Here is a 25,395-nt window from a genome sequence, read left to right on the forward strand (position 1 = left end):
GATCGGCGCGGCAGCCGGGATCCGACGGCATATCCGGACCGATCCGCCGCGGTTCTCCTGAGTTGTGCACGGAGGTCGGGAGGGTCAGAGCACGATCGGGCGCTCGTCCGCGGTGTCCCAGGGCACGGTCCAGCCGGTCGCGTCGAACAGCGCGTCGAGAACCATGGCGGTGAAGCCCCACACGATCGTGCCGTCCACGTCGAAGGCGGGTCCGCGGAACGTGCGGCCGGCACGGGACAGGGTCGAGGTGAAACGGGTCGCCGGGTCGAGGAGCTGGGCGACGGGGACGCGGAACACCTCGACGGTCTCCGCGTGGTCGACGGCGACGACGCGGGACGGCGACTGCCACCAGGCGAGCACCGGGGTGACGAGGTGGTTGCTGGCAGCGAGGGGGATGACGGGGAGCGTCGCGAGCACCTCCACGCCGTCGGGGTCGAGGCCGGTCTCCTCCTCGGCCTCCCGCAGCGCCGTGGCGACCGCGTCGGCGTCGGCCGCTTCAGCGCGTCCGCCGGGGAAGGAGACCTGGCCCGGATGCGAGGAGAGCGTCGGAGCGCGACGCTGCAGCAGGACGTCGAGATCGCGTGCGACCGCCGCGTCCACGGTCGGTGCGGGGATGTGGTCGAGGACGCCGAAGAGGATGAGCACGGAGGCGTCGTGGGCGCCGCCCGGGTCCGCGAGCGGAGGGATCGGCACGCTCCAGGAGTGGTCGGCCGCGGCGGCGAGCAGCTCGGCCCGGGCGCCCTGCGGATGCATGCTCATGTCCTCGAGCTTATGACCCGGTCCGGGGCGGCGGATCTAGGGTGGGGGGATGGCCAGGAAGATCGACATCGTCGACGGGCGCGCGGCGCTCGGTGCCGTTCGCGACGCGGAAGCCGCGGGGACGAAGCCGGCGCGTGCGGAACTCGCGACCGCGGTGCGCTATCTGCTGCAGCTGCTCGACGAGAAGGCCCCTGGCAACAGCGTCGAGGTGCGGGTCCCGCCGTTCGGAGCCGTGCAGGTGATCCAGGGGCCGCGGCACACGCGCGGCACGCCGCCGAACGTCGTGGAGATGGACGCGGCCACCTGGATCGCGGTCGCCACCGGCGCCGAACCGTGGGCGGACGCCGCGACGGCCGGGCGCATCCACGCCTCGGGCACGCGCGCTGACCTCACCGGCGTGCTCCCGTTGCGTCCCTAGCGGCGGGCCACGACGAGCGGCACCCCGGTGCGCGGGTGCGGGAAGACGTCGACGGGCTGCCCGTAGACCTCCTCGATCCGCGCGGCCGTGAGGACCTCGTCCGGCGTGCCGGTGGCGGCGACCCGCCCGTCGGCGAGCAGGGTGACGCGGTCGGCATGCGCGAGCGCGGCGTTCAGATCGTGCAGCACGATCGCGACCGCGACCCCGGCCTCCGCCTGGGTGCGGACCACGCGCATCACGTCTTCGTGATGCTTGAGGTCCAGCGCCGCCGTGGGCTCGTCGAGCAGCAGGATCCCGGTGCTCTGGGCGAGCACGCGGGCGAGGGCGACCCGTGCGCGCTCGCCGCCGGAGAGCGAGGGGACGGACCGCTCCCGCAGCGCCATGACCTCGGTCGTCGCCATCGCCGTGGCCACGGCGATGTCGTCCTCCCCGGCGGCCGGGGTCCGCGCCCACGGGGTGCGTCCCATCCGCACGACCTGCTCGACCGTGAAGGGGAAGGTGACGGTGTTCTCCTGCAGCAGCACGGCCCGGTGCCGGGCGAGGTCGCGGGGGCGGGTCGCCGCCACCGGACGGCCGTCGAGGAGGACGGTGCCCGAGACCGGAGCGATGTCGCCGGAGAGCACGCCGAACAGGGTGGACTTGCCCGCGCCGTTCGGCCCGACGAGGGCGTGCACCTCCCCGGCGTGGATGTCGATGGCCGCGTCGTCGAGGATGGCCCGTCCGTCCCCGACGCGCACCGTGAGCCCGTGGCCGTGCAGCCGGAGGCTCACGCCCACCCTCCCGACCGCCGCCGCGTCCGCACGAGGAGCCAGAGGAAGAACGGGCCGCCCACGAGCGAGGTGATCATGCCGATCGGGAGGTCCGCGAGCGGCACCGCGGTGCGGGCCACGAGGTCGGCGACCGCGATGAGGAGGGCGCCGCCGAGGGCGGAGGCGATCACGAGCGGCAGGTGCGCCGGGCCGATCAGCATGCGCATGAGGTGGGGGACGACGAGTCCGGCGAAGCCGATGATCCCCGCGAAGGCCACCGCCGCGCAGACGAGCAGCGCCACGGTGACGATGACGACCATCCGCAGCAGCTCGACCGGGACGCCGAGATGCCGGGCGGTGCGCTCGCCGAGGGCGAAGAGGTCCAGACCCGGCGCCACGATCAGGGCGACGACGATCCCGATCGCCACGAGCGGCGCCACGAGCTGGATGTTCGACCAGAGCGCGCCGTTCAGCGAGCCGAGCTGCCAGAACACGATCTGCTCACGCGTCGAGGTCGTGCCGAGGAAGGTGAGGAAGGCCATGCCGGCGCCGGCGATGGCGTTGATCGCGATGCCGGTGAGCAGCAGGGTGACCACTTCGGTGCGGCCGCCGGAGCGGCTCAGCAGGTACACCGAGAAGACAGCCACGAGGCCGCCGAGGAAGGCGAAGGCGGGCGTGGTCCACATGCCGAAGGTGGCCAGGCCGAAGGTGATGCTCGCCGCCGCTCCGAGCGCCGCGCCGGACGAGACGCCGACGACGCCCGCGTCGGCGAGCGGATTGCCGAAGATGGCCTGCATGAGCACGCCGGAGACCGCGAGCGCGGCGCCGACGAGGAGGCCGAGGACCAGCCGCGGGAGGCGGAGGTTGAAGATCACGCCGTCGTCGGTCGCCGCAGCCGCAGCCCCCGGGGTGTCGATGCCGAGACCGCGCAGGAGGACGCCGACGAGCGCGGTCGGCGACAGGTCGTACTGCCCGCTCGTGATCGACGCGACGCAGGTGACGAGGAGGGCCACGACGAGGGCCACGACGACCGCCGCGAAGCGCAGTCCCCGATGCCGGGTCGGCGTCGGGGTGACGACCTCGCCGGTCACGAGGCGGGTTCCGGCGCGTACAGGGCGCGCGCGAGGGCGCTGATCACGTCGGCCGACCGGGGGCCGAAGCTGAGGATCTCGGCGTCCGCCATGTCGATCACCCGGCGATGTGCGCCCGCCGGGGTCTCGGCGATGGCGGGGATGCGTTCGATGAGTCCGTCGACGCCGCCGACCGATTCCAACCCGTCCGTCATCATCACGAGCACGTCGGGCTGCGCGGCGACGAGCGCTTCCGCGGTCATCGGCTTCATGCCCTCCCAGCCGATCTCCTCGGCGACGTCGACCCCGCCGACCGCGTCGATGAGGGAGTCCGCCCCCGAGTCCTCGCCGAAGATGTAGTACACGTTGGCGCTCCCGCGCACGTACAGGAACAGCATGCGGGCCCTGTCCGCCTCGGCGGGCGGGGTGACGGCGGCGATCTCCGCGATGGCGGCGTCGAGCTCGGCGTCGAGGCGGGCGATGAGCGCCGCTCCGCGCGTCGGGACGCCGAGGGCCGTGGCGATCTCCGTCACGAGCGCGTCGGTGGTGTCGATCCGTCGGTCGCTGGAGATGACGACGACCGCGATTCCGGCGTCCCGCAGCTGCTGGCGGACCTCCTTCGGGCCGATCGTGGTGTCGGTGAGCACGACGGTCGGGGCCAGTTCGAGGATCGCCTCCGGGTTGAGCGTGTGCCCGGTCTTGGTGACGACCGGAAGGTCCTCGGTGCCGGGGAACTGCGTGGACGCGTCGCGCCCGACGACCTGATCGCCGAGCCCGAGCGCGAACACGGTGGCGGCGATCGTGCCGGAGATGTCGATCGGGAGGATGCGATCGACGTCCGTGATCTCGACCTCGCGGCCTTCGCTGTCGGTCACGGCCACCGGGAGCGCCGGGGCGGTGTCGTCATCGACGGGGACGACCGCGTGACTCGCGAGGCACGCGGTCGAGGGACCCGTGGCCGCGCGCACATCGGCGACCAGGTCGAGATCGGCGAGAGGAGTCGACGCCTGCGGGCACGCCTCGTCGACGGGAGGTGTCGACGCGGGGTCGGAATCCGGTCCGGCACAGGCGGCCAGTCCGAGAGCCAGCGCGGCGGCGAGGAGCAGGGCAGAGGCGCGTCGCATTAGGCAAGGCTATCCTAAAACTTGACGTCCTCGCCGACGCCCCTCTACGCTCGGGATCGACGGCTTGCTTAGCCAAGCCTAACCAAAGTCCACTTCGCCCGACTGCCGTGCGGTACCGCCGGGAGCGCACGATCGATCGCGCCCCGCGGGCCGCGGAGAACCGTGAACGCCACAGCACATACCCCCTCAGCGAGCACGCGCCTGCGTGTCCTGCTCGCCGCCCTCGTCTCCTTCGTCCTCGTCGCCGCCGGGGCGATGGCCAGCCCGCCGGCGCACGCTGCCGCGGCGACCGTCGCCGCGACGGTGTCGTCCGCCGACACCACCGGCCTCACCGTGCAGGTGCGGGCCGAGGGGCTGCCGGACGTGACGGGCGTCTATGCCGCGCTGATCGTGTCGGGCACCGAGAGCGGCGTCTCCGCCGGTGGTGGCTACGCCGCGTTCGCGCTGCCCTTCCCGAGCGTGCAGCAGGGGGCCGCCTCCTTCACGCTGCAGGCGCCCGTCGCGTCCCTGGACCGCACGAAGACGTACGAGGTGCTCGTCTGGCAGCAGCACTCCGCGCCGACAGCCGCCACGACCTACGGCCGCGGCGACGTCACGGTGACGCCTGCGCAGTGGGACACGGTCTTCGGAACGACGCCCGTCGAGCCGGGCGAGACGGAGCCGGGCGAGACGACTCCGGGTGAGACGGAGCCCGGGGAGACGGAGCCCGGGGAGACGGAGCCGGGCGAGACGGAGCCGGGGGAGACGGCCCCGGGCGAGACCGAGCCGGCGCCCGCCGAAGCCGCCATCGACGTGTTCCTCGCCGACGGCACCACGCCCGCTGCGGGTGCTCGCCTCCAGGCGGGTGACGAGATCGTCGTCAAGGGCACCGGATACGACCCGACCGCGAACGTCGGCGGGCGCGGCGTCCCGATCCCGTCGAACCTGCCCCAGGGCACCTATGTGGTCTTCGGCAACTTCGCCGCGACGTGGCAGCCCTCGCACGGGGCGCCGTCCTCGGCGCGTTCGGTCGGTGCACAGGCCTGGGCGCTCGCCGAAGGCGTGCTGACCCAGGTCCCGGCGCAGTACCAGGGCGCGATCCGCGCACAGTGGGTGGACATCACCCCCGAGGGCTCGTTCCAGGTCACGCTCACGCTGAAGGACACTCCGGCGACGCCCGGCTCCTACGGCGTGTACACCTACCCGGCAGGCGGCGTCGTCAACGCCGACCAGGAGCGCCGCGTCGCTCTGGACTACCGCGTCGCCTCGGGGCTCACGACCACCGTGAAGGCGGCGACGGCCGATGACGGCCTCACGGTCACGGCAGCGGCGACGAAGCTCGGCGCCGTCTCGGGCGCCTACGCGGCACTGATCGAGAAGGGCACGGAGGCCGAGGTCACGGCCGGAGGCGGCTTCCTCGCGATGCAGTACGTGCGCGGCATCACCGGTGGCGGCTTCAGCGTCGACCTGACCGCTGCGGCGACAGCGCTGGACCGGTCGAAGGCCTATGAGGTGATCGTCTGGCAGCAGCACACCATGCCGAATGCGAACACGATCTACGCGCGCTCCACCGTCACCGTCACCGACGCGCAGTGGAACGCCCTGCTGCCGTCCCCCGGGCCGTCGGTCACCACCGCCGTCACGGGAGCCTCGGCCGCGGACGGGCTCACGGTGAAGGCCACCGCCGCCGACCTCGGCGCGGTCACCGGCGCCTACGTGGCGCTCATCGAGACGGGGACCGAGGCTGACGTGACGGCCGGCTTCCTCGCCATGCAGTACGTCCGGAACATCGGCTTCGGAGCCTTCGCGGTCGACCTGAACGCGGCGGCGAAGGATCTCAACCGGTCGAAGACGTACGAGGTGATCGTGTGGCAGCAGCACACGATGCCGACCGCCGACACCATCCACGCGCGGGGCGCGATCACGATCACCGATGCGCAGTGGCGCGCACTGCTCGGCGAGAAGCCGACCGAGCCGAAGCCCCCGGTCACGCCGAAACCCCCGGTGACGCCGACGAAGCCGGCTGCGACCGTCCCCGGCGGGTCGCTGCGCTGGGCCATCTCGTCTTCGTTCACGAACTACATCACCGGCCCGATCGCCCAGGGTGCGATCGCCGTATCCGGTGGCGCCACCCGATCCGGCGGTCAGTTCCAGTTCGGGCAGACCGTCGGCGGCGATTTCGACGCGACGTCCGGGCGCGGCAGCGTGGTCTACCGCGGCGCGGTGCGCTTCACCGGCCACCACGGGGTGCTCGACGTCACCGTCGCCGATCCGATGATCCGGATCACCTCGGCGTCCTCCGCCACGCTGTTCGTGACGAGCGGGGGTGCGCAGGTGCCGTTCGCGACTCTCGACCTCTCCCGCGCGGTCCGCACGGCGGCCGGCGGCGCCGTCACCTACACGGCGGCACCCGCCGCCCTCACGGACGCCGGGCGCGACCGCGTCCTCTCGGGATACGGCACCACGCTCAACCCCGTCTCGTTCACGATCGGCTCCGTCGCCGCCGCGCCCTCGGGCACCACGGGAACGGTCGCGGCGGCAGCGGTCGCGCCGAAGGCCACGCTCCCGGCGACCGCGCCGACGGCCACCGGCATCGAGGTCGACGAGAAGAACCTCGCCGCGCTCGCCGCCGGGAAGCCGGCCACGGTCTCCGCCTCCGGGTTCCGTGCGAACGAAAAGGGCATCACGGTGGTCGTGTACTCGACCCCGGTGCTGCTCGGCACCGTGACGGCGGATGCGTCGGGTGTCGCGACGTGGTCGGGTTCCCTCCCGGCGACGCTCGCGGACGGCGACCACACGCTCACTTTCCAGGGCTCCGTCGATCGCGGCCTCTCGTTCACCCTCGCCAGAGCGACCACGGAACTCGGGGTGTGCACGGTGGAGGGAGCGACCCTGCACTGGGGCTACAAGGAGTCGTTCCGGACCTACATCGAGGGCATCGCACGGGGTGGCTGGACGCTGACCGACGTGACGTACGAGTACCCCGCCTTCGTGTGGTCGAACGGCACCGGGTCGCTGGACGACGAGGCGGGCGCGGGGCTGGTCACGTACGGCGGCAGCATCGCCTTCACGGGCCACGACGGGGCGCTGAACACGACGCTGGCGAACGCGCGGGTCGAGCTCGCGGGCGACACCGGCTACCTCGTGTTCGACGTGACCGGGACCACCCAGGACGGAGAGGCCGTGGCGCAGCAGGGGGTGCGTCTCGCGGAGTTCGCCCTCACGGACGCCGCCGTCACCGACGGTGCGCTGACCCTCGACGACGTACCCACGACACTGACCGCGGCCGGTGCCTCCGCGTTCGGCACGTATCAGGCGGGCGAGGGGCTCGACCCGGTCTCCGCCGTGATCCCGGTCGACGATGCGTGCGGCGCTCCTGCGGAGGAGGAGTCCGAGCCGGAGGCCGAAGCCGATGCGGCGGTGACCGCGATCAGCGCGCCGGTCGCCTCGGACGAGGCCCCGGTGTGGCCCTGGATCGTGGGCGGTCTGGTCGTCGTCGCGCTCGCCGCGACGGGCGGGGTGCTGATCGTGCGTCGCACCCGGAGGGGGGAGCCGGCCGAGACGACGACCGAGGTCTGAGACCGGCGGCTAGCGGAACCGCCCTCCCCGGTCATCCGGGGAGGGCGGTCTCGCATGCGGATGCGCACGGCTGCGGAGGGTGGGACAATGGAGGCATGCCCTCCCACGACACCCATCAGACCGTCGAAGCGACCGTGCGCCGCGTGCCGCGGTACGGCGTGCTCATGGGCATCGGGGTCGTGCTGGGCGTCATCGCCGCCGGCATCCTCACGATGGTCGGCAGCTTCGAGCAGTCGCAGGCGCTCGACGTCGTCTATCCGCCCGGTCAGGTCTTCGGCTTCCTCCTGCTCTGGACCGTGCCGATCGGTCTCGCGCTCGGCGGCGTGGCCGGTCTGGTGCTCGAGCGTCTCGCCCGCCGCCACGACCGCGTCGTGACCGTCGACCGGGAGACCGTCGTCGACGACGGCACCACGGACCGCGACTAGGCGAGCTCGGCGATCACGGGGCGGATCGCGGAGTCGAACGCCACGACGTCCCGGCGGAGCCCGTCCGTCACCGCGACCGTGAGGTCGCCGATCCACCAGATCCCGCGCTGCGACAGAGGCAGCACCTGCACGTTGAGCTCGAAGGAGTGCGCACGGCGCCCGATGTCGCGCTCGAACTCGGCGATCGCGCTCGCGTACGCCCGGTAGGCGTCCCCGCCGGTGTGGCTCTTCATCGACCCCACGTACCGGTCGTGTGCGGCGGTGGCATAGCGGAGCGCGGTGCCGGCATGCGGTCGGATCGCCGACGAGAGCGCCTCGGCGCCGGTCGCCGGGAGGGCCACCAGCGTGTCGAAACCGTCGATCAACTCCAGCGGGACGCCCGAGTGATGAGCCCGCGGCTCCACGGTCATGTCCCAGTAGCCCTGCCACTGCGCCTCGACCTCGGGCGGGGCGTCCACCGCGTCGGGTGCGCGGACCGACAGGTCGCGGAGGGACGGCAGATCCAGGGGTGCCCGGATGCCCAGCAGCTGGCGCAGGGCGAGCGCGACGAGCACGGGGACGCTCGCGTCTTCGCGGATGAGCCACTGCGGCTTGTCGGCCATGGCCCCATCGTAGGCGGGTGCAGCAGCCGTGCGGAGCCCCGGCACGGTAATGCCCGCGGAGAGCCGCGTCAACCCTCGCTGTGATCGCCGGATCCAGGGGTAGACCTGCTGACACGTCGGCGGCCGTCGGCGGGAGTCGAGAGGAAGAACGATGTCGCAGAGCAATGCAGAAGGTGCCGCGGGCAGCGGTACGACCGAGTCTCCGGGCACCGTCCGGACCGCCGCGCACGAGGCCGCAGGCGTCGCCGACGAGGCGAAGAGTCAGGCGGCGGGCGTCGTCGAGACCGCGAAGGCCGAGGCCGGTGCCGTCGCCCATGAGGCCAAGGACCAGGTTCGCGACCTGTACCACCAGACGAAGACCGAGCTGTCGGAGCAGGCGGCGGTGCAGCAGCGCCGTGTCGCGGACGGGCTCCGGTCCGTGGGCGGGGAGCTCGGCACGATGGCCGAGCGCTCGGACGGCGGTGTCGCCGCCGACCTCGTGCGCCAGGCGTCCACCCGGATCCAGGGCATCGCGGGCTGGATCGGCGACCGCGACCCCGGTTCGCTGCTCACGGAGGTGAAGTCGTACGCACGGGCGAAGCCCGGCACGTTCATCGCCGTGGCGGCACTCGCCGGTCTCGTCGCCGGGCGGCTGACCAGAGCGCTCTCCGAGGGCGCTGCCGAGTCGGCCTCCTCGGGGTCGGGTCCCGCCGGGTCCGGCTCTTCGTCGGCCGCAGGGGCGACGGCAGCCGCCGTTCCGCCGCGTCCCGTCGTCCCCGCGGCGACCACGCCCGGGGCGGTTCCCGGTGGTGCGGGCGCGGCCGGTGTCGCCGGAGGCGCGGGAGTCGCCGAGAACACCACCCTCGGTCAGCCGCCGTTGCCGACCGATGGCACGGTCCCCGGAGCGCCGGACGGGATGAGCGGTATCGACGCCGGCACCGCGCCGTGGGGCGTCACACCGCACGGCGAGACGGTGGATGACGGGGACACTCCGCTCTACGACCGGACGGATGCCGCCACCCGCGGCTCCGATGAAGAGGGACGACCATGACCGACCCCATCCCCACACCTTCGGAGCAGAAGGCCGAGACCACATCTCTCGGCGATCTGCTCAGCGAGGTCACCACTGATCTGTCGACCCTGATGCGGCAGGAGCTGGAGTTGGCGAAGGCCGAGCTCAAGCAATCGGCCACACGCGCCGGCCGGGGGGCGGGCATGCTCGGCGGGGCCGGATACGGCGCGCTCATGGCCGTGTTCTTCCTGTCGGTGGCCCTCTGGTGGGCCCTCGGCGCCTATGTCACCGGTCTCGGCTGGTCGGCCGTGATCGTCGCCGTCATCTGGGCGGTGATCGCCCTCGTCCTGTTCGTGATGGGACGCAAGCAGTTGAAGAGCATCGAAGGGGCTCCGCGCACCGTGGACACCCTCAAGCGCATCCCTGATGCGGTGAAGAGGAATGAGGAGAACAAATGAGCGATTCACCCGACGCGATCCGCGCCGACATCGAGCGGACCCGAGCAGAGTTCGGCAGGGACGTCGACGCTCTCGCCGACAAGGTCACCCCCTCGAAGGTCGTGCACCGGCAGACGCAGAAGATGAAGGGCGCGGTGCGCTCGGCCGTCGACCGGGTGATGGGCGCCGCCGATGACGCCGGGGACCGGCTGGGGGACGCCTCCTCCTCGGTCGCCGATGCCGGGCGGCACACCGTCGCCAAGGCCCAGGGGAATCCGCTGGCGGTGGGCCTCATGGCTTTCGCCGCCGGCCTCGTCGTGGCCGCCGTCATCCCCGCCTCCTCGAAGGAGAAGGAACTGGCCGAGGACATCAAGGAGAAGGCCCAGCCTCTCGTCGATGAGGCGACCGACGTCGCCAAGACGATCGGACAGGACCTCAAGGAGCCGGCGCAGGAGGCCTTCGCCGCCGTCAAGGATGAGGCCGCCGGCGCCGCAGCCCACGTCCGTGACGACGCGACCCACGCCGTCGACGAGGTGAAGGGCAGCGCTCAGGACGCTCGCGACAACGTCGCAGGCCAGAGCTGACCGCACGGAACCCCGTTGCACGAGGGCCCGGTCCGATCCGTCGGACCGGGCCCTTCGCGTCGCGGGCGAGCGTCAGTTCTCGATGCCGATGCTTCCGGGTGCGGAGTCCGCGTGGGTGGCGGACCGACGGCTGAGCAGGATCCCCGTTGCGAGAGCCAGCACCGCCCCGGTGGCGAGTCCGATCAGACCGCCGGGGTCGCCGCCGGTGGCCGCGAGGCCCGTGGTCGGCGGCGAGGGTGGTGCCGGCGGCGTCGAGGGTGACGGCGGTTCCGTCGTGGTCGGCGGCGTGCTCGGGGACGGCGGGGAGAGCGTGGCCGGGTTGGTCAGCTCGACAGCCACGACCGACCCTGCGCCGATCGTGAGCTGTGCTCCTTCGTCCGTCGTGGTCACGCCGTCGCCGCGGAACTGCGGAGTTCCCCACACGACGCCGGGGATGGCATCCGCGGTGTGCTCGGACAGCGTCACGACCGTGCCGACGGGAATCCGCCCGACGCTTCGGTCGGTGCCGTCCACGGGCAGCGTGAGGGTACCGGTGACGGGGCCGTCTGCTCCGGGGTACGAGTAGTCGACGGCGAATGTCGCGCCGGCCGGGACGAGGGGTGCGGCCGCGCCCGTGATCCGCTTCGCGACCGAGAAGCCGCCGAGACCGTCGCCTTCGCCGTCGCCTCCGGCCAGGCTCGCGGTGACGGACGCCGTGGTGGTCGTGAAACTCGACCCGGAGACGGTGTTGCTGAACACCTGTCCGGTGTGCGCGTCTGCGGGCAGGCGCGTCTGGTACGAGACGCGATAGAGGCGGTCAGGCTCCGCCGGCGCGGCGAAGACCACTGTGAACGAGGAGCTGTCAGTGTCCGGGGTGAAGGCATAGTCCGACCCGGCTGTGAGGGTGCGGAAGTCTGCGGCATCGAACAGGCCGCCGTTCCAGGCGTCCACGGCGACCGAACCGATCGCCACGGTGCTCGGCAACACGCTCAGCCCCGGGGTCGCGGTGTCGGAGAGGGTCGGGCGCTCGCCGCTGAGCAGGCGTCCCGGCACCCAGATGTACCACTCGATCGTCCCGTCGGCGGTCTGCACGCCCGACTTGGTCGCGTCCGTCGGGGCCGGCTCGGAGCGCTGCGGACCGACGCCGCCACCGGGGATCTCCACGGTGATCGGGCCTCCGTCACCGGTGGTGAAGGTCACGGTGTCGTCTTCCGTGGTCTCCTCCGCCTTCATCTGGAAGAACAGGGTGCCGCGGACGTTGTCGTGCGTGAGGACGTAGTCGCTCAGCGTGCACGTGATGGCGGTCGCCGCGACGGTGCACGTGCCGACGGTGGCGCCGTCCGGGGCTCGCAGCGGGAAGGACGAGGTGACACCGACGAAGCGGGGCGTCGTCGGAAAGCTGAGCGAGAAAGTGTCTCCGGGCTGCGCGCTGTCGGGGACGGCCCACGTGGCCTCGAGGCGGAGGGTGTCGTACAGGTGCACCTCACCTGTCGGCTCCACCACCGTCGCCGAGGTGATGGCGTCCCACTCCGCGGCGTGCGCCGTCGGCGGCACGGCGAGCCCGACCAGCGCAAGGAGGGCGATGGTGCTGCTCACGCCGACAACGCTCCTCCCCTGTCGTCGCTGCGTTCTCCTCTTCTGCGCGCGCACTGTCCACCTCTCCTGTTCTTTCCGGGAACCCCGGACACCGGACCCGCCTGCTTCGGCGATAGACTCTCACATGCGCAGATGATTACGCCACATATGAGGACTGATATTTGCAGATCGCGGCGGGTGAGCCGGGAAGGAGGCGGCGAGCCGAGTGGTCGGCCGCGGGCGGTAGGCTGTTCGAGTGGCTGCCTCCCCCACCAACCCCTATTCCGAAGCCGGCGTCGACACCGCGGCGGGTGACCTCGCCGTCGAACTGATGAAGTCCTCCGTCCGTGCCACGCACGGCCCCGAGGTGCTCGGCGGTGTCGGCGGATTCGCCGGCCTGTTCGACGCCAGCGCACTGCGGGACTTCCGTCGTCCGCTGCTCGCGACCAGCACCGACGGCGTCGGCACAAAGGTCGCCATCGCGCAGGCCATCGACAAGCACGACACGATCGGCCAGGACCTCGTCGGCATGGTCGTCGACGACATCGTGGTCGTGGGCGCGAAGCCGCTCTTCATGACCGACTACATCGCCTGTGGCAAGGTCGTCCCCGAGCGCATCGCGGACATCGTGCGCGGCATCGCGGAGGCGTGCGCGGCGACGGGCACCGCCCTCGTCGGAGGTGAGACGGCGGAGCATCCCGGCCTCCTCGGTCCGCGCGACTACGACGTCGCCGGGGCGGCGACGGGCGTGGTCGAGGCCGACGCCATCCTCGGCGCCGAGCGCGTGCAGGACGGCGATGCGGTCATCGCGGTCGCCTCCAGCGGCCTGCACTCCAACGGCTACTCTCTCGTGCGTCACATCATCACCCGCGCCGGGATCTCCTACGGTGACAACGCCGCGGACTTCGGCTCGACCTGGGGCGAGGCCCTCCTCGAGCCGACCCGGCTCTACACGCTTCCGCTGCTGCGCCTGATCGAGGCCTCCGGAGGAGTCCACGCCCTGAGCCACGTCACCGGCGGGGGCATCGCCGCCAACCTCGCCCGCGTGCTGCCGCAGGGAAGCTGGGTCGAGGTCGACCGCAGCACGTGGTCGCCGAGCCCGGTCTTCCGTGTGCTGAGCGACATCGCCGGTTCCACGCTCGAGTCCGCCGAGGGCACCTGGAACCTCGGCATCGGATTCCTCGCCGTGGTGGCGGCGGACAAGAAGGACGCTGCAATCGCGGCGCTGAACGCCGAGGGCATGCCCTCCTGGCAGGTCGGCACGGTGGGCTTCGGCCCGCGTCCGGCCGGCGAATTCGAACAGGGCGCCAAGGGCGTCGATGGTGGAGCGGTGCGCCTCGTCGGCGCCTACGCGGACGGAGCGAAGTAAGAGCCCATGTGCGGCATCGTCGGAATGGTGGGCTCTGCCCCGGTCAATCAGGACATCTACGACGCCCTCCTGCTGCTGCAGCATCGCGGGCAGGACGCGACGGGCATCGCGACCGCCGAGGCGAACGGCGTCATGCACAACGCCAAGGCTCAGGGGATGGTGCGCGAGGCGTTCCGCACCCGTGACATGCGCGGCCTGCTGGGCAACGTCGGCCTCGGCCACGTCCGCTACGCCACCAAGGGCACCGCGTCCAGCGAAGAGGAGATGCAGCCGTTCTACGTGAACGCGCCCTACGGCATCATCCTCATCCACAACGGCAACCTCACGAACACGCGCGAGCTCGCCGCCGACATGGCACAGCGCGACCGCCGGCACCTGAACTCGTCGAGCGACACCGAGCTGCTGCTCAACGTGCTCGCCGGTGAGCTGCAGACCACGACCTCCACGGTCGACCTCGACCCCGACCGGATCTTCGAGGCCGTCGCCCGCACGCATGACCGCATCGAGGGCGCGTACGCCGTGATCGCCGTGATCGCCAACTACGGCCTGCTCGCGTTCCGGGATCCGTTCGGCATCCGTCCGCTGATCCTGGGTCGTCGCCCTTCGACCGTCGTCGGCGCTGAGGGCAAGGACGAGTGGGTCGTGGCGAGCGAGTCGCTCGTGCTCGAGAACGGCGACTACGAGGTCGTGCGCGAGGTCGAGCCCGGAGAGGCCGTCTTCATCACGAACGACGGCGAGCTGTTCTCCCAGCAGTGCGCCACCGCCGCGACGCTCGCACCCTGTGCGTTCGAGTACGTCTACCTCGCCCGTCCGGACTCGGTCATGAACGGCATCTCGGTGTACGAGTCGCGCCTGCGGATGGGCGACAAGCTCGCCGACACGATCGCGAAGCACGTGCCGATGGACAAGATCGACGTGGTCATGCCGATCCCCGACTCGTCTCGTCCCGCGGCCATGGAGGTCGCCCGCAAGCTCGGCATCGAGTACCGCGAGGGCTTCTACAAGAACCGCTACGTCGGCCGCACCTTCATCATGCCGGGGCAGGCGGTGCGCAAGAAGAGCGTCCGCCAGAAGCTCAACGCCATGTCGACGGAGTTCCAGGGCAAGAACGTGCTCCTGATCGACGACTCCATCGTGCGCGGCACCACCTCGAAGGAGATCATCCAGATGGCCCGGGATGCCGGAGCCGCCTCGGTGACGTTCGCCTCCGCCGCCCCGCCGGTCCGGCACCCGCACGTGTACGGCATCAACATGCCGTCGCGGCACGAGCTCATCGCCCATGGCCGCACGATCCCGGAGATCGCGGAGGAGCTGGGCTGCGACCACCTCGTGTACCAGGAGGTCGACGACCTGAAGGCCGCGATCACCGAGGGCTCCGCGCTGGAAGACCTCGACATGAGCTGCTTCGACGGCCGCTACGTCACCGGCACCGTCACCGACGAGTACCTCGCCTGGGTGGAGGGGTCGCAGACCTCTTGATGTCCGGGTCCCTGAGCTCGCCGCAGGGCCGACCCCTCTGGCAGGGGCGCGCCCTCGCGTTGATCGGGATCGTGCTGGTCGCGTTCTCGCTGCGGTCGGCCGTCGCCTCGCTCTCTCCGGTCCTGGACCACGTCGCCGAGGACTTCCCGGTGGCCCCCGTGATCGTGGGGTTGATCGGCGCCGCTCCGCCCGTGTGCTTCGCGCTGTTCGGGCTGCTGACCCCGCTGTTCGAGCGCCGGTTCGGGCTGGAGCGGATGGCGGTCGCGGCGATCGTGCTGATGGCGGCGGGCATGCTGCTGCGCGGCCTCGCCCCCGACTCCTGGAGTCTGCTCGCGGCGACCGCGGTCGTGTTCGCCGGCGTGGGGTCGGGCAACGTCCTGCTGCCGCCGCTGGTCAAGAAGTACTTCGCCGACCGGCTCGGCGTCATGATGACGGCGTACTCCACGACGCTCGCGGTCTCGACCTTCCTGCCGCCGCTGGTCGCCGTCCCCGTCGCCGACTCGCTCGGGTGGCGGATCTCGCTGGGTATGTGGGGCGTGGTGGCCGCACTCGCCCTCGTGCCGTGGGTCACGCTGCTGGTGCGCTCCCGCGGTGACGACCGCCCGGTGCCGACGGAGCTCCTGGTCCCTGACCCCACCGACGGCGTGGACGATGTGCGCGACGCGGTCGCCGCCTCGACGGGGCCGATCACGACACAGTCGGCGAGTCCCCGTGTCTTCGGCCGGCTCTGGCGGCTGCCGCTGGCGTGGGCGCTCGCCCTCGTGTTCGGCACGTCGTCGACCATGGCCTATGTCGCCTTCGCCTGGCTGCCGACCATCCTCGTGGACCTCGGCGGCGTGACCCCGGCGACGGCCGGCTTCCTGCTCTCGCTGTTCGCGCTGGTCGGCCTGCCGTGCTCCATGCTCGTGCCGGTGCTGGTCGTGCGGTTCCAGGCGACCCGCCCGCTGTTCTTCGTTGCCGTGGTCGCCGGCCTCGTCGGGCTCGCCGGCCTGCTGCTCTTCCCGACCGTCGCGCTGCCGCTGTGGGTGGCGATCTTCGGGCTCACCGCGATCATGTTCCCGCTGAGCCTCGTGCTCCTGAGCATCCGCGCGCGTACGCCGGAGAGCGCCGTCGCCCTCAGCGGCTTCGTGCAGAGCATCGGCTACGCGATCGCGGCGGTGTTCCCGCTCCTCGTCGGCCTTCTCCACGACACCAGCGGCGGGTGGCAGGTGCCGCTTCTCGTGGTGGCGGGGGTGCTGGTCGTCTCGGTGCCCGCGGGGATCATCGCCGGTCGCCGCCGCACGATCGAGGACGAGTGGGAGCGGCGTCACGGCCGCTGGTGACGATCGCTGTCAGAGCGCTCGTCGGTGCGGCGCGGCTGCGCCAGTACGATCGGATGCGCTGTCCTCCGAAAAGCGGGCAGCCTGGCGTTCCTCTGCGCTGTATGGTGACATGTGAAATGTCAGTCGTTAGTGACGACGGAGGACTCATGACGCAATCGGTTCTCTCAACGCGTGAAGATGTGGGAGTCGCGCCAGCGAGGGTGCGGAGATGGGCGATGCTCGTGCTCGCACTGGCTTACATCGCGTTCGCAACGTACTACTATCTCGGACCGGCAAAACCGACAAACGACGTCGTCGTCGTGGGGCTCTCTGTCTTGTGGAGTGCATGGCTCGGCATGCTGTTGGTGACGCTGATCGCTCGGCCGCGGACACGTGCCGACCGACTGGCAGGCACTGCGGCACCGATGTTCATCGTTGTCGCAGGGGCTTTGAGCTTTCTGGCGTCGTGACGCGAGGTGGGGCGGTCGAGGAGCGCACGATGAGCTGCGGGTCGGTGGAGGGCATCTCGCCGACCGGGTCGTGGCCCTCGATCTGGGTGATGAGCCGCAGGGCGGCAGCGCGGCCCATGGCCTCGAACGGCTGACGGACGGTCGTCAGGGCGGGGGAGGCGTACGCGGCGAGGGCGATGTCGTCGACGCTCACGACGGAGATGTCCTCCGGCACGCTGCGCCCGGCCTCGTGCAGGGCGCGGATGAGGCCGAACGCCATCTCGTCGCTGCTGACGAAGACCGCGGTCGCCTCAGGGATCGCGGCGATGGTGCGCCCGGCCCGGTACCCGGACTCCGGGGTCCAGTCCGCCGGGATCACCGGCGGCGGGACGATGCCGCGCTCGCGGAGCGTCTGCTCCCAGGCCTCGCTGCGCTGCTGCGTCTCCGTCCAGTAGTCGTCGCCCGAGACGTGCCACACGGTCTCGTGGCCGAGGTCGAGGAGGTGCTCCACGGCGAGCCGGGCGATCGCGCGCTGGTCGACCGCGAGCGGGGCGTCCTCCTCCAGGGAGGTGCGCTCGCTGCGGGTGGCGGGCGTCCGTTCGGTGCGCGCCCGCATCGCCGGTGTGTCCAGGGCGATGGGCACGCCGAGGATGATGCCCTCCGCACCCTGCCGCTCCAGGCGGTCGAAGGCCTCGAGGAAGGCGTCGTCCGAGGCGTGGTCTGCCACCGCGGCGGTGGTCACGGTGTAGCCGTTCGCCGCCGCGGCCTGTTGGATGCCGACGCCGAGCGCGGCGGAGGAGTAGCGGTCCGTCGAGACGACGATCACGCCGAGCACGCGCGTGCGTCCCGATGCGAGCGACGCGGCTGCGGCGTGCACCCGGTAACCGAGTTCCTCGACGGCGGCCAGCACCCGTCGCGCGGTGTCGGGGCGGACGTTGTCCTGCCCGGACATGACGCGCGAGACGGTCTGCGTGGAGACGCCGGCGAGGCGGGCGACGTCGACCTGGCTGGGGGCGCGGTCGTCTTTCGGGCGGCGAGGGGACATGCCCCAATGGTAGCGATCCATCGGCGGAAAACCAGGGAGCACGGACCTCGGCGATGCGATAATGTGAACGCAAACAATTCAGCTGGGAGTGCAATGTCCGACCTTCTCGCCGCGGCTTCCGACGGCTCGACCACCGCCGTCGCCGCGCCGGCAGACGCCGCTGCCTCCGGCGCTCCCGCCCTGTCCTGGCGCGAGGGGGAGATCCTCCGCGACGGTGTGCCCCACCGCATCCTGTCGGGCTCGATCCACTACTTCCGCGTCCACCCCGACCAGTGGGAGGACCGCCTGCGCCGGCTCGCCGCGATGGGCGCGAACACGGTCGACACCTACGTCGCCTGGAACTTCCACGAGCGGGTCGAGGGGGACATCCGCTTCGACGGCTGGCGCGACGTCGAGCGCTTCGTGCGGCTGGCCGGCGAGGTCGGCCTCGACGTCTTCCTCCGACCGAGCCCCTACATCTGCGCGGAGTGGTCCAACGGCGGGCTGCCCTTCTGGCTCACCGGCAGGGTCTCGGCGCTGCGGACGAGCGATCCCGCGTTCCTCGCCGCCGTCGACGCCTGGTACGACGCGCTGCTCCCGCGGCTCGTGCCCCTGCAGGCGGCCTACGGCGGGCCGATCGTGGCGATCCAGATCGAGAACGAGTACGGATCGTTCGGCAGCGACGCCGCCTACCTCGCCCACCTGCGTGACGGGCTCCGGCGACGGGGCATGGTGGAGATGCTGACGACCGCGGACGGGATCACTCCGGACATGATCGCGCACGGGAGCGTGCCGGGTGCGATGACGACGTTCACGTTCGGCACCGGGGTGCCGGTGGCGGCCTCCCTGCGTCGGCACGGGGAGGCGCTCATGTGCAGCGAGCTCTGGGGCGGCTGGTTCGACCACTGGGGCGAGCGGCACCACGTGCGTTCGGCGGAGAGCATGGGCGGGACGATCCGGGAGCTCCTCGACGAGGGCGGCTCGGTCAGCCTCTACATGGCGCACGGGGGCACCAACTTCGGCCTGTGGAACGGTGCGAACCACGACCTCGTGCTGCAGCCCACGGTGACCAGCTACGACTCCGATGCCCCGATCGGCGAGGACGGCACGCTCGGGGAGAAGTTCCATGCGCTTCGCGCGCTCTTCGCCCCCTTCCACGCCGACGGACTGCCGCCCGTGCCCGACCAGCCGCGGCGGCAGTCCGCGACCTCCGCGCCTCTGGAGCGGCGAGCGAGCCTGCTCGACGTGGTCCGGGCGACCCCTGCCGCGGGCGGGCTCTCGCCGCGCCCGCTGACCTTCGAGCAGCTCGGAGCGGAGGACGGCCTCGTGGCCTACGAGGCCGACGTGTCGTTCCCGGACGAGGCGACACTGACCGTCGACGGCCTGCACGATCGTGCGGTCGTCTTCCTCGACGACCGCCGCCTCGGTGTGCTCGAGCGGGACGGCGAGACGTCCCTCGCTCTCCCGGTGGACGGCGGTTCCGGTCGGCTGGCGCTCGTCGTCGAGAGCCTCGGGCGCATCAACTACGGGCCGTACACCGGCGAGGGCAAGGGCATCATGCGCGGCGTGATGATCGGCCGCCGTCTCGTGAACGGCTGGACGCATCGCCTCCTGCCGCAGACGGCACCGGCGGTGGACGCCGCTGCCGTGGGCGGGGTGGACGGCCTCGCCGTCGCCGCGCTGGACGTCGCCGAACCCCTGGACGCGTGGCTCGCCTTCCCCGGTGGCGGCAAGGGCCTGGTGTGGCTGAACGGATTCCTGCTCGGACGCTACTGGAGCGTGGGCCCGCAGGAGACGCTCTACGCCCCCGCGCCGTTGTGGCGTACCGGGCGCAACGAGATCGTGGTGCTCGACACCGACGGCCTCGGTGCGACCGTGGAGATCCGGGAGGCGCCGTCCTTCGGGGAGACCGAGGAGTTCATCGGCTCCTGAGCCGCACTCGGGCCTCGGGTGGTGACCTTCGGCCAATGTTTGCGCATACTTGACGTTCGACTCTTGTCTTAAGCTACAAGCTCGCTCTACGGTGATAGCGCAAACATCGGTTTCGATCGATGATCCATCTGCGACGCACCGGGGCGTCCCTTCCTCCGGCCGTCGCACCGTTCGAGAGGCAAGACGTGTCGACACCTTCCCGACCGCCGCGCACCGCCGTCGCTGTCAGTTCCCTGCTGGCGACGGCTCTCGCGCTCGGCGGAGCGCTCCTCCCTGCGACCGCGGCGCAGGCCGCCGATCTCGTCCCCGTCCCGCACGCGGACTACCGGCTGCACGCGGTGTCCAGCGAAGCCGATCCGTATCCGGCGCCGCCTTCGCTCGACGGCACGGCTCTCGGCGCCTTCGACGGCGACTACTCGACCCAGTGGACGTCGCGGTACTCGGCCAACGCCCCCTTCCCGCACTGGATCGCGCTCGATCTGCAGCGGCCCCTCTCGGTGAAGGCGCTGGACTATTCGGTCAAGCGCGGGCAGAGCGTCGCGGCGAAGACCGTCGAGGTGTACGTCACGGATGACGCCGACGCCGCGCGCACCTCGCCCGCCGACGGGGGATGGGGCGCCGCCGCCGCGGCCGCGACGCTGCACGCGCCCACCGCGAACGACGAGAAGCAGCGCATCACGCTGGAGACCGCGAAGGACGGCCGGTACGTCGCCCTCCTCATCATCGACGCGCAGGGCACCACGGGCGGCGGCGCCGGCGAGATCCAGGTGCTCTCCGACGAGGAGCTCCCGCCGATCGTGACCGAGCCGGAGACGCCGGAGCAGCCGGAGCCCGGGGACACCGTCGAGATCGCCGCGGGCGGCACCACGGCCACCGTCTCCTCCGCGTTCCCGCAGATCCTCGGCTACCGCGTGGGCGATGAGCGCCTCGGCGGCCAGAAGGGCTCCCCGCGCACCTGGGCGGTCAACGGCACCGCCTATGCGTCGACCACCACGTCCACGGCGACGGCGACCGGCGTCGACTACGTCTCGGCCCTGACCGGCATCGACGTCACGGTGCGCAGCAGCATCCGCGTCGCGGCGAATGGCACGGTCGAGTTCGCCGTGACCGGAGTCGACGGCTCCGCTGCGGTGAACACCCTGGCGCTCCCCGACAACGCCTTCCTCTCCGCGACGGCCGCGGACGGCGCCGTCCTCGACCGCACCGTGATCAGCCCGAACAGCACGACCAACGCCGATGAGCACATCGCTGTGGGGCCCGCGACCGCCACCGGGACGAAGGGCGCGGCCTTCGCCTTCCTCGGCGACGGGACCCTCGCCGGCAGCGTGATCACTAACGCGACGACGCAGGCCTCCGGCGGCACCGCCTCATGGAACACCCGGCTCACGACGCGGGTGACCGCGGCCGACGGCCGGACCGCGGAGATCGGCTCGAACACCTGGCTCATCCATCCGACTACCGCCGTCGACAGCCGGGTGACGACCTACGCCCTTCCTAAGGTCACGGTGCTCCTCACCGCCGATCGCAACGGCGACGAGACCGTGGACTGGCAGGACGCCGCGATCCGCTACCGGGAGGTCGACGCCCCGCGCCTCGGTGCCGACCGGGTCGCCGACCGCGTGATCAGCCGCATCCCGTTCAACTTCGCCTCGAGCGCCACGAACTACTTCGACCTCGTGCTCGACAACACCAAGCGCATCGCGAACCAGACCGACGGCCTCGGACAGTGGGTGCTCAACAAGGGCTTCGGCAGCGAAGGACACGACTCCGCGAACACCGACTACGGCGGGAACTACAACGAGCGCGCGGGCGGCCTCGCCGACCTCAACCGTCTCGTCGACGAGGGGGCGAAGCTCAACGCCGACATGAGCGTGCACGTCAACGCCACCGAGATCTATCCGCAGGCGGACGCGTTCGACGCGGCGATCCTCGACGGCACACCGCCGTACAAGCCCGGCTGGAACTGGCTCGACCAGTCGTACTACATCGATCAGCAGACCGATCTCGGCACCGGACGCGTGCTCGACCGCTTCCAGCAGCTGCGGGACGAGGTGCCGGGGCTCAGCGGCGTCTACATCGACGTGTACTACTCCAACGGCTGGGTGGCCGAGGAGCTCGCGGACGAGCTGAACGCCATGGACCTCGAGGTCGCGACCGAGTGGGGCGACAAGTTCGTCGACAGCACGGTCTGGTCGCACTGGCCGAACGACCTCGCCTACGGCGGCAAGGACAACAAGGGCATCAACTCCACCATGGTGCGGTTCATCCAGAACGCGCAGGCGGACGTCTGGAACGACGACGCCCTGCTGGGCCAGCAGCGTCTCGTCGATGCCGAGGGCTGGGTGGGCAACCGCAACTGGGACGGCTTCATCGGCAACATCTGGTCGCAGAGCCTGCCGACGAAGTTCCTGCAGCACTTCGACCTGCAGACGTACGCGGCGGGGGCCGAGGCGACCTTCACCGACGACGTGACGGTCCGGATCGACGGTGGTACCCGCGTCATCACGATGGACGGCGCGACCGTCCTGCGGGGCGACTCCTACCTGCTGCCGTGGCAGTCACTGGAGTCGAGCGCCGAGTCGGGTTCGCCCGTCGACGCGGACAAGATGTACTTCTTCACGGCCTCCGGCGGTGAGAAGACATTCGGGCTCACGGATGCCTTCCGCGGCAACACGACCTTCGACGTGTTCGCACTCGGCGACCAGGGGCGCGAGAAGGTGGACACCGTCACCGCGGTCGACGGGAAGCTGACGCTCTCCGGCGAGAAGGGGGCGGCTTACGTCGTCGTGCCCCAGGGTGGGGCGCAGCGGGCGGCGATCGAGTACCGCGACGCGGGCCTGGCCGATCCCGGGTTCAACTCGGGGTCGCTGGACGGCTGGAACCCGCGGGGCGACGTGACCATCGAGCGCACGGACCTCGGCGCGGCGAAGAACGCCTCACGGGGCGACAACATCGCGGTGTTCGGCTCATCCGCGTCCGCGATCTCGCAGACCGTCACCGGCCTCACCCCCGGGAAGCGCTACGCGTTCTCCGCGCAGGTGCAGATCGATCCGACGGCCACGCGCGACGTGAGCGTCGCGGTCGACACCGGCGCCGGCGTCGTCAGCCGCACCTGGAACCTCTCGCCGACATACAACTACATGCGCGCCGACTCCAAGGCCGGGCAGTACTACCAGCGCGGATCGGTGTCGTTCCTCGCCCCGGCCTCCGGCGAAGTGATCGTCTCGGTCTCGGCGGTCGCCGGTGACGCGGCGGTGCGAGTCGACAACGCCAGGGTGATGGCGGACACGACGGCGCCGACCGCCGCGGGCACCGTGTACTCGAACGACTTCGAGGGCAACCAGCCCGGGTGGGGCCCGTTCGTGAAGGGTGACGCCAACGGCATCGACGACCCGCGTACGAGCATCTCGCGTCGGCACGACCCGTACACGAGCAGCGACTGGCGCAACACGGCCAAGCCGTTCGACACCGGAGCCACCGCGGGCCTCGCGGTGGACTCCACCCTCACCGGTGAGCACTCGCTGATGTCGCACTCCGAGAACTCCGGCGTCGTCTACCGGACCGACCCCACGCTCGTCCCGCTGCAGGCCGGGCACACCTATCGCATCGGGTTCGACTACCAGGCCGGAGCGAGCGGAGCGTACCGCTGGCTGACCGGTACGGACGCCGTGATCGACGGGGAGATCTCCTCGACGACCCTGCGTCGCACCCCTGTCGTGCAGGCGCTGGAGACCACCGCGTTCCGCGAGGACGTGATCGTGGGCTGCGGCGACTACACCTGGGTCGGTCTGGAGCGCGTCGGCGGGCCCGACGTCGACTTCGTCCTCGACGATTTCACGGTGACGGACCTCGGCCCGACGGACGGAGGCACCCCGTGCGCCACCGTCGCCGGCGAGGCCGTGACCCTGAGCCCCGGGGCGCAGACACCCTTCACCACGACCTTCACCAACAGCGAGGACATCCTGGCGGAGAACGTCGGCGTGCAGCTCGACCTCCCGGAGGGCTACACCGTCGAGGTCGCGGACGGCTCCTCGAACCTGTTCACGAAGGTCGCCCCCGGCGAGAGCGTGACGACGGACTGGCTGCTGACGGCACCGGCGTCGGCCGCGGGCTCGCCGGTGAGCATCGGCATCGCGGCCACCTACCTCGTCGACTGCGACGTGCGGACCGTGCAGACCGCGCAGGAGGCCGCTGTCGCGTCCCGCGCCCGCATCCCGAACGCGCAGATCACCGCGACCGCGAGCTCCGAGGAGACCGCGGGTGAGGACGGCACGGCGGCGAACATGCTCGACGGTAACGCCGGGACGTTCTGGCACAGCCGCTGGAGCACTGACGCCGCCGCGTATCCGCACGTGCTGACGTTCGACCTCGGTTCCGAGGAGACGGTCGACGGCATCTCCTATCTGCGTCGCGGCGCGAACCAGAACGGCCCCATCAAGGGCTTCCAGGTCGCGGTCTCCACCGACGGGCAGACCTTCACCGACGTGGCCGCGGGGGAGTGGAAGAACGTCGCGGAGTGGCAGGACGTCGACTTCGCGGCGACGACCGCGCGATACGTTCGGGTGACGGCGACCTCGTCGATCTCGGGCACGCCGTTCGCGGCCGTGGCGGAGATGGCGGTGTACGGCACCACCGCCCCGCAGGCGGGGCACGCACCGGAGGCGCGACCCGAGGACGACCTCGGGGTCTGCGCTCCGGAGACCGATCCTGCGGTGACGCTCGGCGCGGATTCCGTGCGGGCAGGGGAGACGGTCGAGGCCGTGCTCTCGGGCTTCGCGCCCGACGCCGCCGTCTCGTTCTGGCTGGACGGCGTGCGGCTCGCGGACGCGACGGTCGATGCGCACGGCGCGCTGACCACCCGGGTCCTCATCCCCGCGGATGCGACGGTCGGGAAGCACCGCTTCCTCGTCAAGGACGCCTCCGGTGCGGAGGTGGCCGGTGCGGCCCTCAAGGTCAAGAAGGCGAAGCCGGCGAAGGTGCCGGTCCTCACCCCGTCGGTCGGCACCGCGGCGGCCGGAGACTCCCTCCGCGTGCAGCTCCGCGGCTTCGACTCCGAGTCCGTCGTGCAGCTCTGGCTCCACTCGGAACCGGTCAGGGTGGGCGAGGTGACGATCGCCGCCGACGGCAGTGCGGTCGCGACCGTCACCATCCCGGCGGCCACACCCGCGGGCGCCCATGCGCTCGTGGCGACGGACACCGAGGGCGCCGAGCTCGCTCGTGCGGATCTCGCGGTCACCGCCGCGGCGACGGCCGGTGGCGGGGCGCTGGCCACGACGGGTGCGGAGGGGATGACGTGGCTGGCGGTCACCGTCGGTGCGCTCGCCCTGAGCGCCCTCGGTGCGGGGCTCTGGCGACGGCGACGCAGCTGAGTACCTCTGCTGCACACGAGAGGCCCGGGGTTCGCCCCGGGCCTCTTCTGCACGCGGCGGGGAGTTTGCCGGTTCTCCACGGGTTGCGGTTCCGAGGCCGGAGAGCGTGCCTCCGGTCCCCGATACTCGAGGGGTAGCCACGAAAGGAGCCGCACATGCCGAACGTACTCATCCGCGATCTCGACCCCGGCGTGCATTCCG

At 71.4% G+C, this 25,395-nt stretch carries 18 protein-coding genes; 11 read left to right on the top strand and 7 right to left on the bottom strand.

Annotation, left to right across the window (positions count from 1 at the left end):
* Positions 1–84: 84 nt before the first annotated feature.
* Complete coding sequence (locus MICNX66_RS01855) at positions 85–759, bottom strand: NUDIX hydrolase (RefSeq protein ID WP_187663088.1); 675 nt, start codon at positions 757–759, stop codon at positions 85–87.
* Between the two features lie 49 nt (positions 760–808).
* On the opposite strand from MICNX66_RS01855, the gene MICNX66_RS01860 reads away from it, so the two are divergent.
* Positions 809–1,177, top strand: a complete 369-nt coding sequence (locus MICNX66_RS01860) for a sterol carrier family protein (protein ID WP_187663089.1) — start codon at positions 809–811, stop codon at positions 1,175–1,177.
* Here the strand turns inward: MICNX66_RS01860 and MICNX66_RS01865 are convergent.
* The 3 genes from MICNX66_RS01865 to MICNX66_RS01875 are packed head-to-tail and all read right to left on the bottom strand — an operon-like array spanning position 1,174 to position 4,120.
* Positions 1,174–1,947: a heme ABC transporter ATP-binding protein gene (locus MICNX66_RS01865; protein ID WP_187663090.1), complete on the bottom strand. Its 774-nt coding sequence runs from the start codon at positions 1,945–1,947 to the stop codon at positions 1,174–1,176. The genes MICNX66_RS01860 and MICNX66_RS01865 overlap by 4 nt on opposite strands.
* A complete protein-coding gene (locus MICNX66_RS01870; protein WP_187663091.1) occupies positions 1,944–3,017 on the bottom strand; it encodes a FecCD family ABC transporter permease in 1,074 nt (357 codons plus the stop codon). Before MICNX66_RS01870 ends, MICNX66_RS01865 begins: the two co-directional genes overlap by 4 nt.
* Entirely contained in the window at positions 3,014–4,120 is a 1,107-nt protein-coding gene (locus tag MICNX66_RS01875) for a heme/hemin ABC transporter substrate-binding protein (protein ID WP_187663092.1), read from the bottom strand. Before MICNX66_RS01875 ends, MICNX66_RS01870 begins: the two co-directional genes overlap by 4 nt.
* 162 nt (positions 4,121–4,282) lie before the next feature.
* Between MICNX66_RS01875 and MICNX66_RS01880 the strand changes: the two genes are divergently transcribed.
* Entirely contained in the window at positions 4,283–7,678 is a 3,396-nt protein-coding gene (locus tag MICNX66_RS01880) for an HtaA domain-containing protein (RefSeq protein WP_187663093.1), read from the top strand.
* A 95-nt stretch (positions 7,679–7,773) separates the two neighbouring features.
* Positions 7,774–8,103: a potassium transporter Trk gene (locus MICNX66_RS01885; RefSeq protein WP_187663094.1), complete on the top strand. Its 330-nt coding sequence runs from the start codon at positions 7,774–7,776 to the stop codon at positions 8,101–8,103.
* Here MICNX66_RS01885 and MICNX66_RS01890 read toward each other — a convergent pair.
* On the bottom strand, positions 8,100–8,705 hold the full coding sequence (locus tag MICNX66_RS01890; protein ID WP_187663095.1) for a zinc-binding alcohol dehydrogenase: 606 nt from the start codon (positions 8,703–8,705) through the stop codon (positions 8,100–8,102). The genes MICNX66_RS01885 and MICNX66_RS01890 overlap by 4 nt on opposite strands.
* 151 nt (positions 8,706–8,856) lie before the next feature.
* Here MICNX66_RS01890 and MICNX66_RS01895 point away from each other — a divergent pair, with 151 nt between their 5' ends.
* Genes MICNX66_RS01895 through MICNX66_RS01905 form a run of 3 tightly spaced genes read left to right on the top strand, consistent with a single transcriptional unit; the run spans position 8,857 to position 10,717 of the window.
* Positions 8,857–9,735, top strand: a complete 879-nt coding sequence (locus tag MICNX66_RS01895; RefSeq protein WP_187663096.1) for a hypothetical protein — start codon at positions 8,857–8,859, stop codon at positions 9,733–9,735.
* Positions 9,732–10,154, top strand: a complete 423-nt coding sequence (locus tag MICNX66_RS01900) for a phage holin family protein (RefSeq protein WP_187663097.1) — start codon at positions 9,732–9,734, stop codon at positions 10,152–10,154. Before MICNX66_RS01895 ends, MICNX66_RS01900 begins: the two co-directional genes overlap by 4 nt.
* On the top strand, positions 10,151–10,717 hold the full coding sequence (locus tag MICNX66_RS01905) for a DUF3618 domain-containing protein (protein ID WP_187663098.1): 567 nt from the start codon (positions 10,151–10,153) through the stop codon (positions 10,715–10,717). Before MICNX66_RS01900 ends, MICNX66_RS01905 begins: the two co-directional genes overlap by 4 nt.
* A 72-nt stretch (positions 10,718–10,789) precedes the next feature.
* Here the strand turns inward: MICNX66_RS01905 and MICNX66_RS01910 are convergent, their stop codons facing one another.
* Complete coding sequence (locus MICNX66_RS01910; protein ID WP_187663099.1) at positions 10,790–12,292, bottom strand: DUF5979 domain-containing protein; 1,503 nt, start codon at positions 12,290–12,292, stop codon at positions 10,790–10,792.
* A gap of 235 nt (positions 12,293–12,527) precedes the next feature.
* Between MICNX66_RS01910 and purM the strand changes: the two genes are divergently transcribed.
* The 3 genes from purM to MICNX66_RS01925 are packed head-to-tail and all read left to right on the top strand — an operon-like array spanning position 12,528 to position 16,441.
* Positions 12,528–13,640 carry a phosphoribosylformylglycinamidine cyclo-ligase gene (purM, locus tag MICNX66_RS01915; RefSeq protein ID WP_187663100.1) on the top strand — a complete coding sequence of 371 codons (1,113 nt, stop codon included), beginning with the start codon at positions 12,528–12,530 and terminating at the stop codon, positions 13,638–13,640.
* A 6-nt stretch (positions 13,641–13,646) separates the two neighbouring features.
* The gene (gene purF, locus MICNX66_RS01920; protein ID WP_187663101.1) at positions 13,647–15,119 is read left to right on the top strand and encodes an amidophosphoribosyltransferase; all 1,473 of its coding nucleotides are present in this window, start codon (positions 13,647–13,649) and stop codon (positions 15,117–15,119) included.
* The gene (locus MICNX66_RS01925; RefSeq protein WP_187663102.1) at positions 15,119–16,441 is read left to right on the top strand and encodes an MFS transporter; all 1,323 of its coding nucleotides are present in this window, start codon (positions 15,119–15,121) and stop codon (positions 16,439–16,441) included. Before purF ends, MICNX66_RS01925 begins: the two co-directional genes overlap by 1 nt.
* A gap of 408 nt (positions 16,442–16,849) precedes the next feature.
* On the opposite strand, the gene MICNX66_RS01930 is transcribed toward MICNX66_RS01925, so the two are convergent.
* On the bottom strand, positions 16,850–17,914 hold the full coding sequence (locus MICNX66_RS01930) for a LacI family DNA-binding transcriptional regulator (RefSeq protein WP_187663103.1): 1,065 nt from the start codon (positions 17,912–17,914) through the stop codon (positions 16,850–16,852).
* Positions 17,915–18,007: 93 nt separating this feature from the next.
* Here MICNX66_RS01930 and MICNX66_RS01935 point away from each other — a divergent pair, with 93 nt between their 5' ends.
* Both MICNX66_RS01935 and MICNX66_RS01940 read left to right on the top strand, forming a co-directional pair.
* Positions 18,008–19,825 (top strand): glycoside hydrolase family 35 protein, encoded by a 1,818-nt coding sequence (locus MICNX66_RS01935; protein ID WP_187663104.1) that lies wholly within the window; start codon positions 18,008–18,010, stop codon positions 19,823–19,825.
* Positions 19,826–20,010: 185 nt separating this feature from the next.
* A complete protein-coding gene (locus MICNX66_RS01940) occupies positions 20,011–25,194 on the top strand; it encodes an endo-alpha-N-acetylgalactosaminidase family protein (protein WP_187663105.1) in 5,184 nt (1,727 codons plus the stop codon).
* Positions 25,195–25,395: the final 201 nt, after the last annotated feature.

It is taken from the genome of Microbacterium sp. Nx66 (assembly GCF_904066215.1).
Lineage (GTDB): Bacteria > Actinomycetota > Actinomycetes > Actinomycetales > Microbacteriaceae > Microbacterium > Microbacterium meiriae.

Bases quoted from the DNA above. Each gene is read 5' to 3' on its own strand.
- MICNX66_RS01875 (WP_187663092.1), bottom strand. From the start codon at position 4,120: ATGCGACGCGCCTCTGCCCTGCTCCTCGCCGCCGCGCTGGCTCTCGGA.
- MICNX66_RS01890 (WP_187663095.1), bottom strand. From the start codon at position 8,705: ATGGCCGACAAGCCGCAGTGGCTCATCCGCGAAGACGCGAGCGTCCCC.
- MICNX66_RS01860 (WP_187663089.1), top strand. From the start codon at position 809: ATGGCCAGGAAGATCGACATCGTCGACGGGCGCGCGGCGCTCGGTGCC.
- MICNX66_RS01855 (WP_187663088.1), bottom strand. From the start codon at position 759: ATGAGCATGCATCCGCAGGGCGCCCGGGCCGAGCTGCTCGCCGCCGCG.
- MICNX66_RS01900 (WP_187663097.1), top strand. From the start codon at position 9,732: ATGACCGACCCCATCCCCACACCTTCGGAGCAGAAGGCCGAGACCACA.
- MICNX66_RS01935 (WP_187663104.1), top strand. From the start codon at position 18,008: ATGTCCGACCTTCTCGCCGCGGCTTCCGACGGCTCGACCACCGCCGTC.
- purF (WP_187663101.1), top strand. From the start codon at position 13,647: ATGTGCGGCATCGTCGGAATGGTGGGCTCTGCCCCGGTCAATCAGGAC.
- MICNX66_RS01930 (WP_187663103.1), bottom strand. From the start codon at position 17,914: ATGTCCCCTCGCCGCCCGAAAGACGACCGCGCCCCCAGCCAGGTCGAC.
- MICNX66_RS01885 (WP_187663094.1), top strand. From the start codon at position 7,774: ATGCCCTCCCACGACACCCATCAGACCGTCGAAGCGACCGTGCGCCGC.
- MICNX66_RS01905 (WP_187663098.1), top strand. From the start codon at position 10,151: ATGAGCGATTCACCCGACGCGATCCGCGCCGACATCGAGCGGACCCGA.
- MICNX66_RS01895 (WP_187663096.1), top strand. From the start codon at position 8,857: ATGTCGCAGAGCAATGCAGAAGGTGCCGCGGGCAGCGGTACGACCGAG.
- MICNX66_RS01925 (WP_187663102.1), top strand. From the start codon at position 15,119: ATGTCCGGGTCCCTGAGCTCGCCGCAGGGCCGACCCCTCTGGCAGGGG.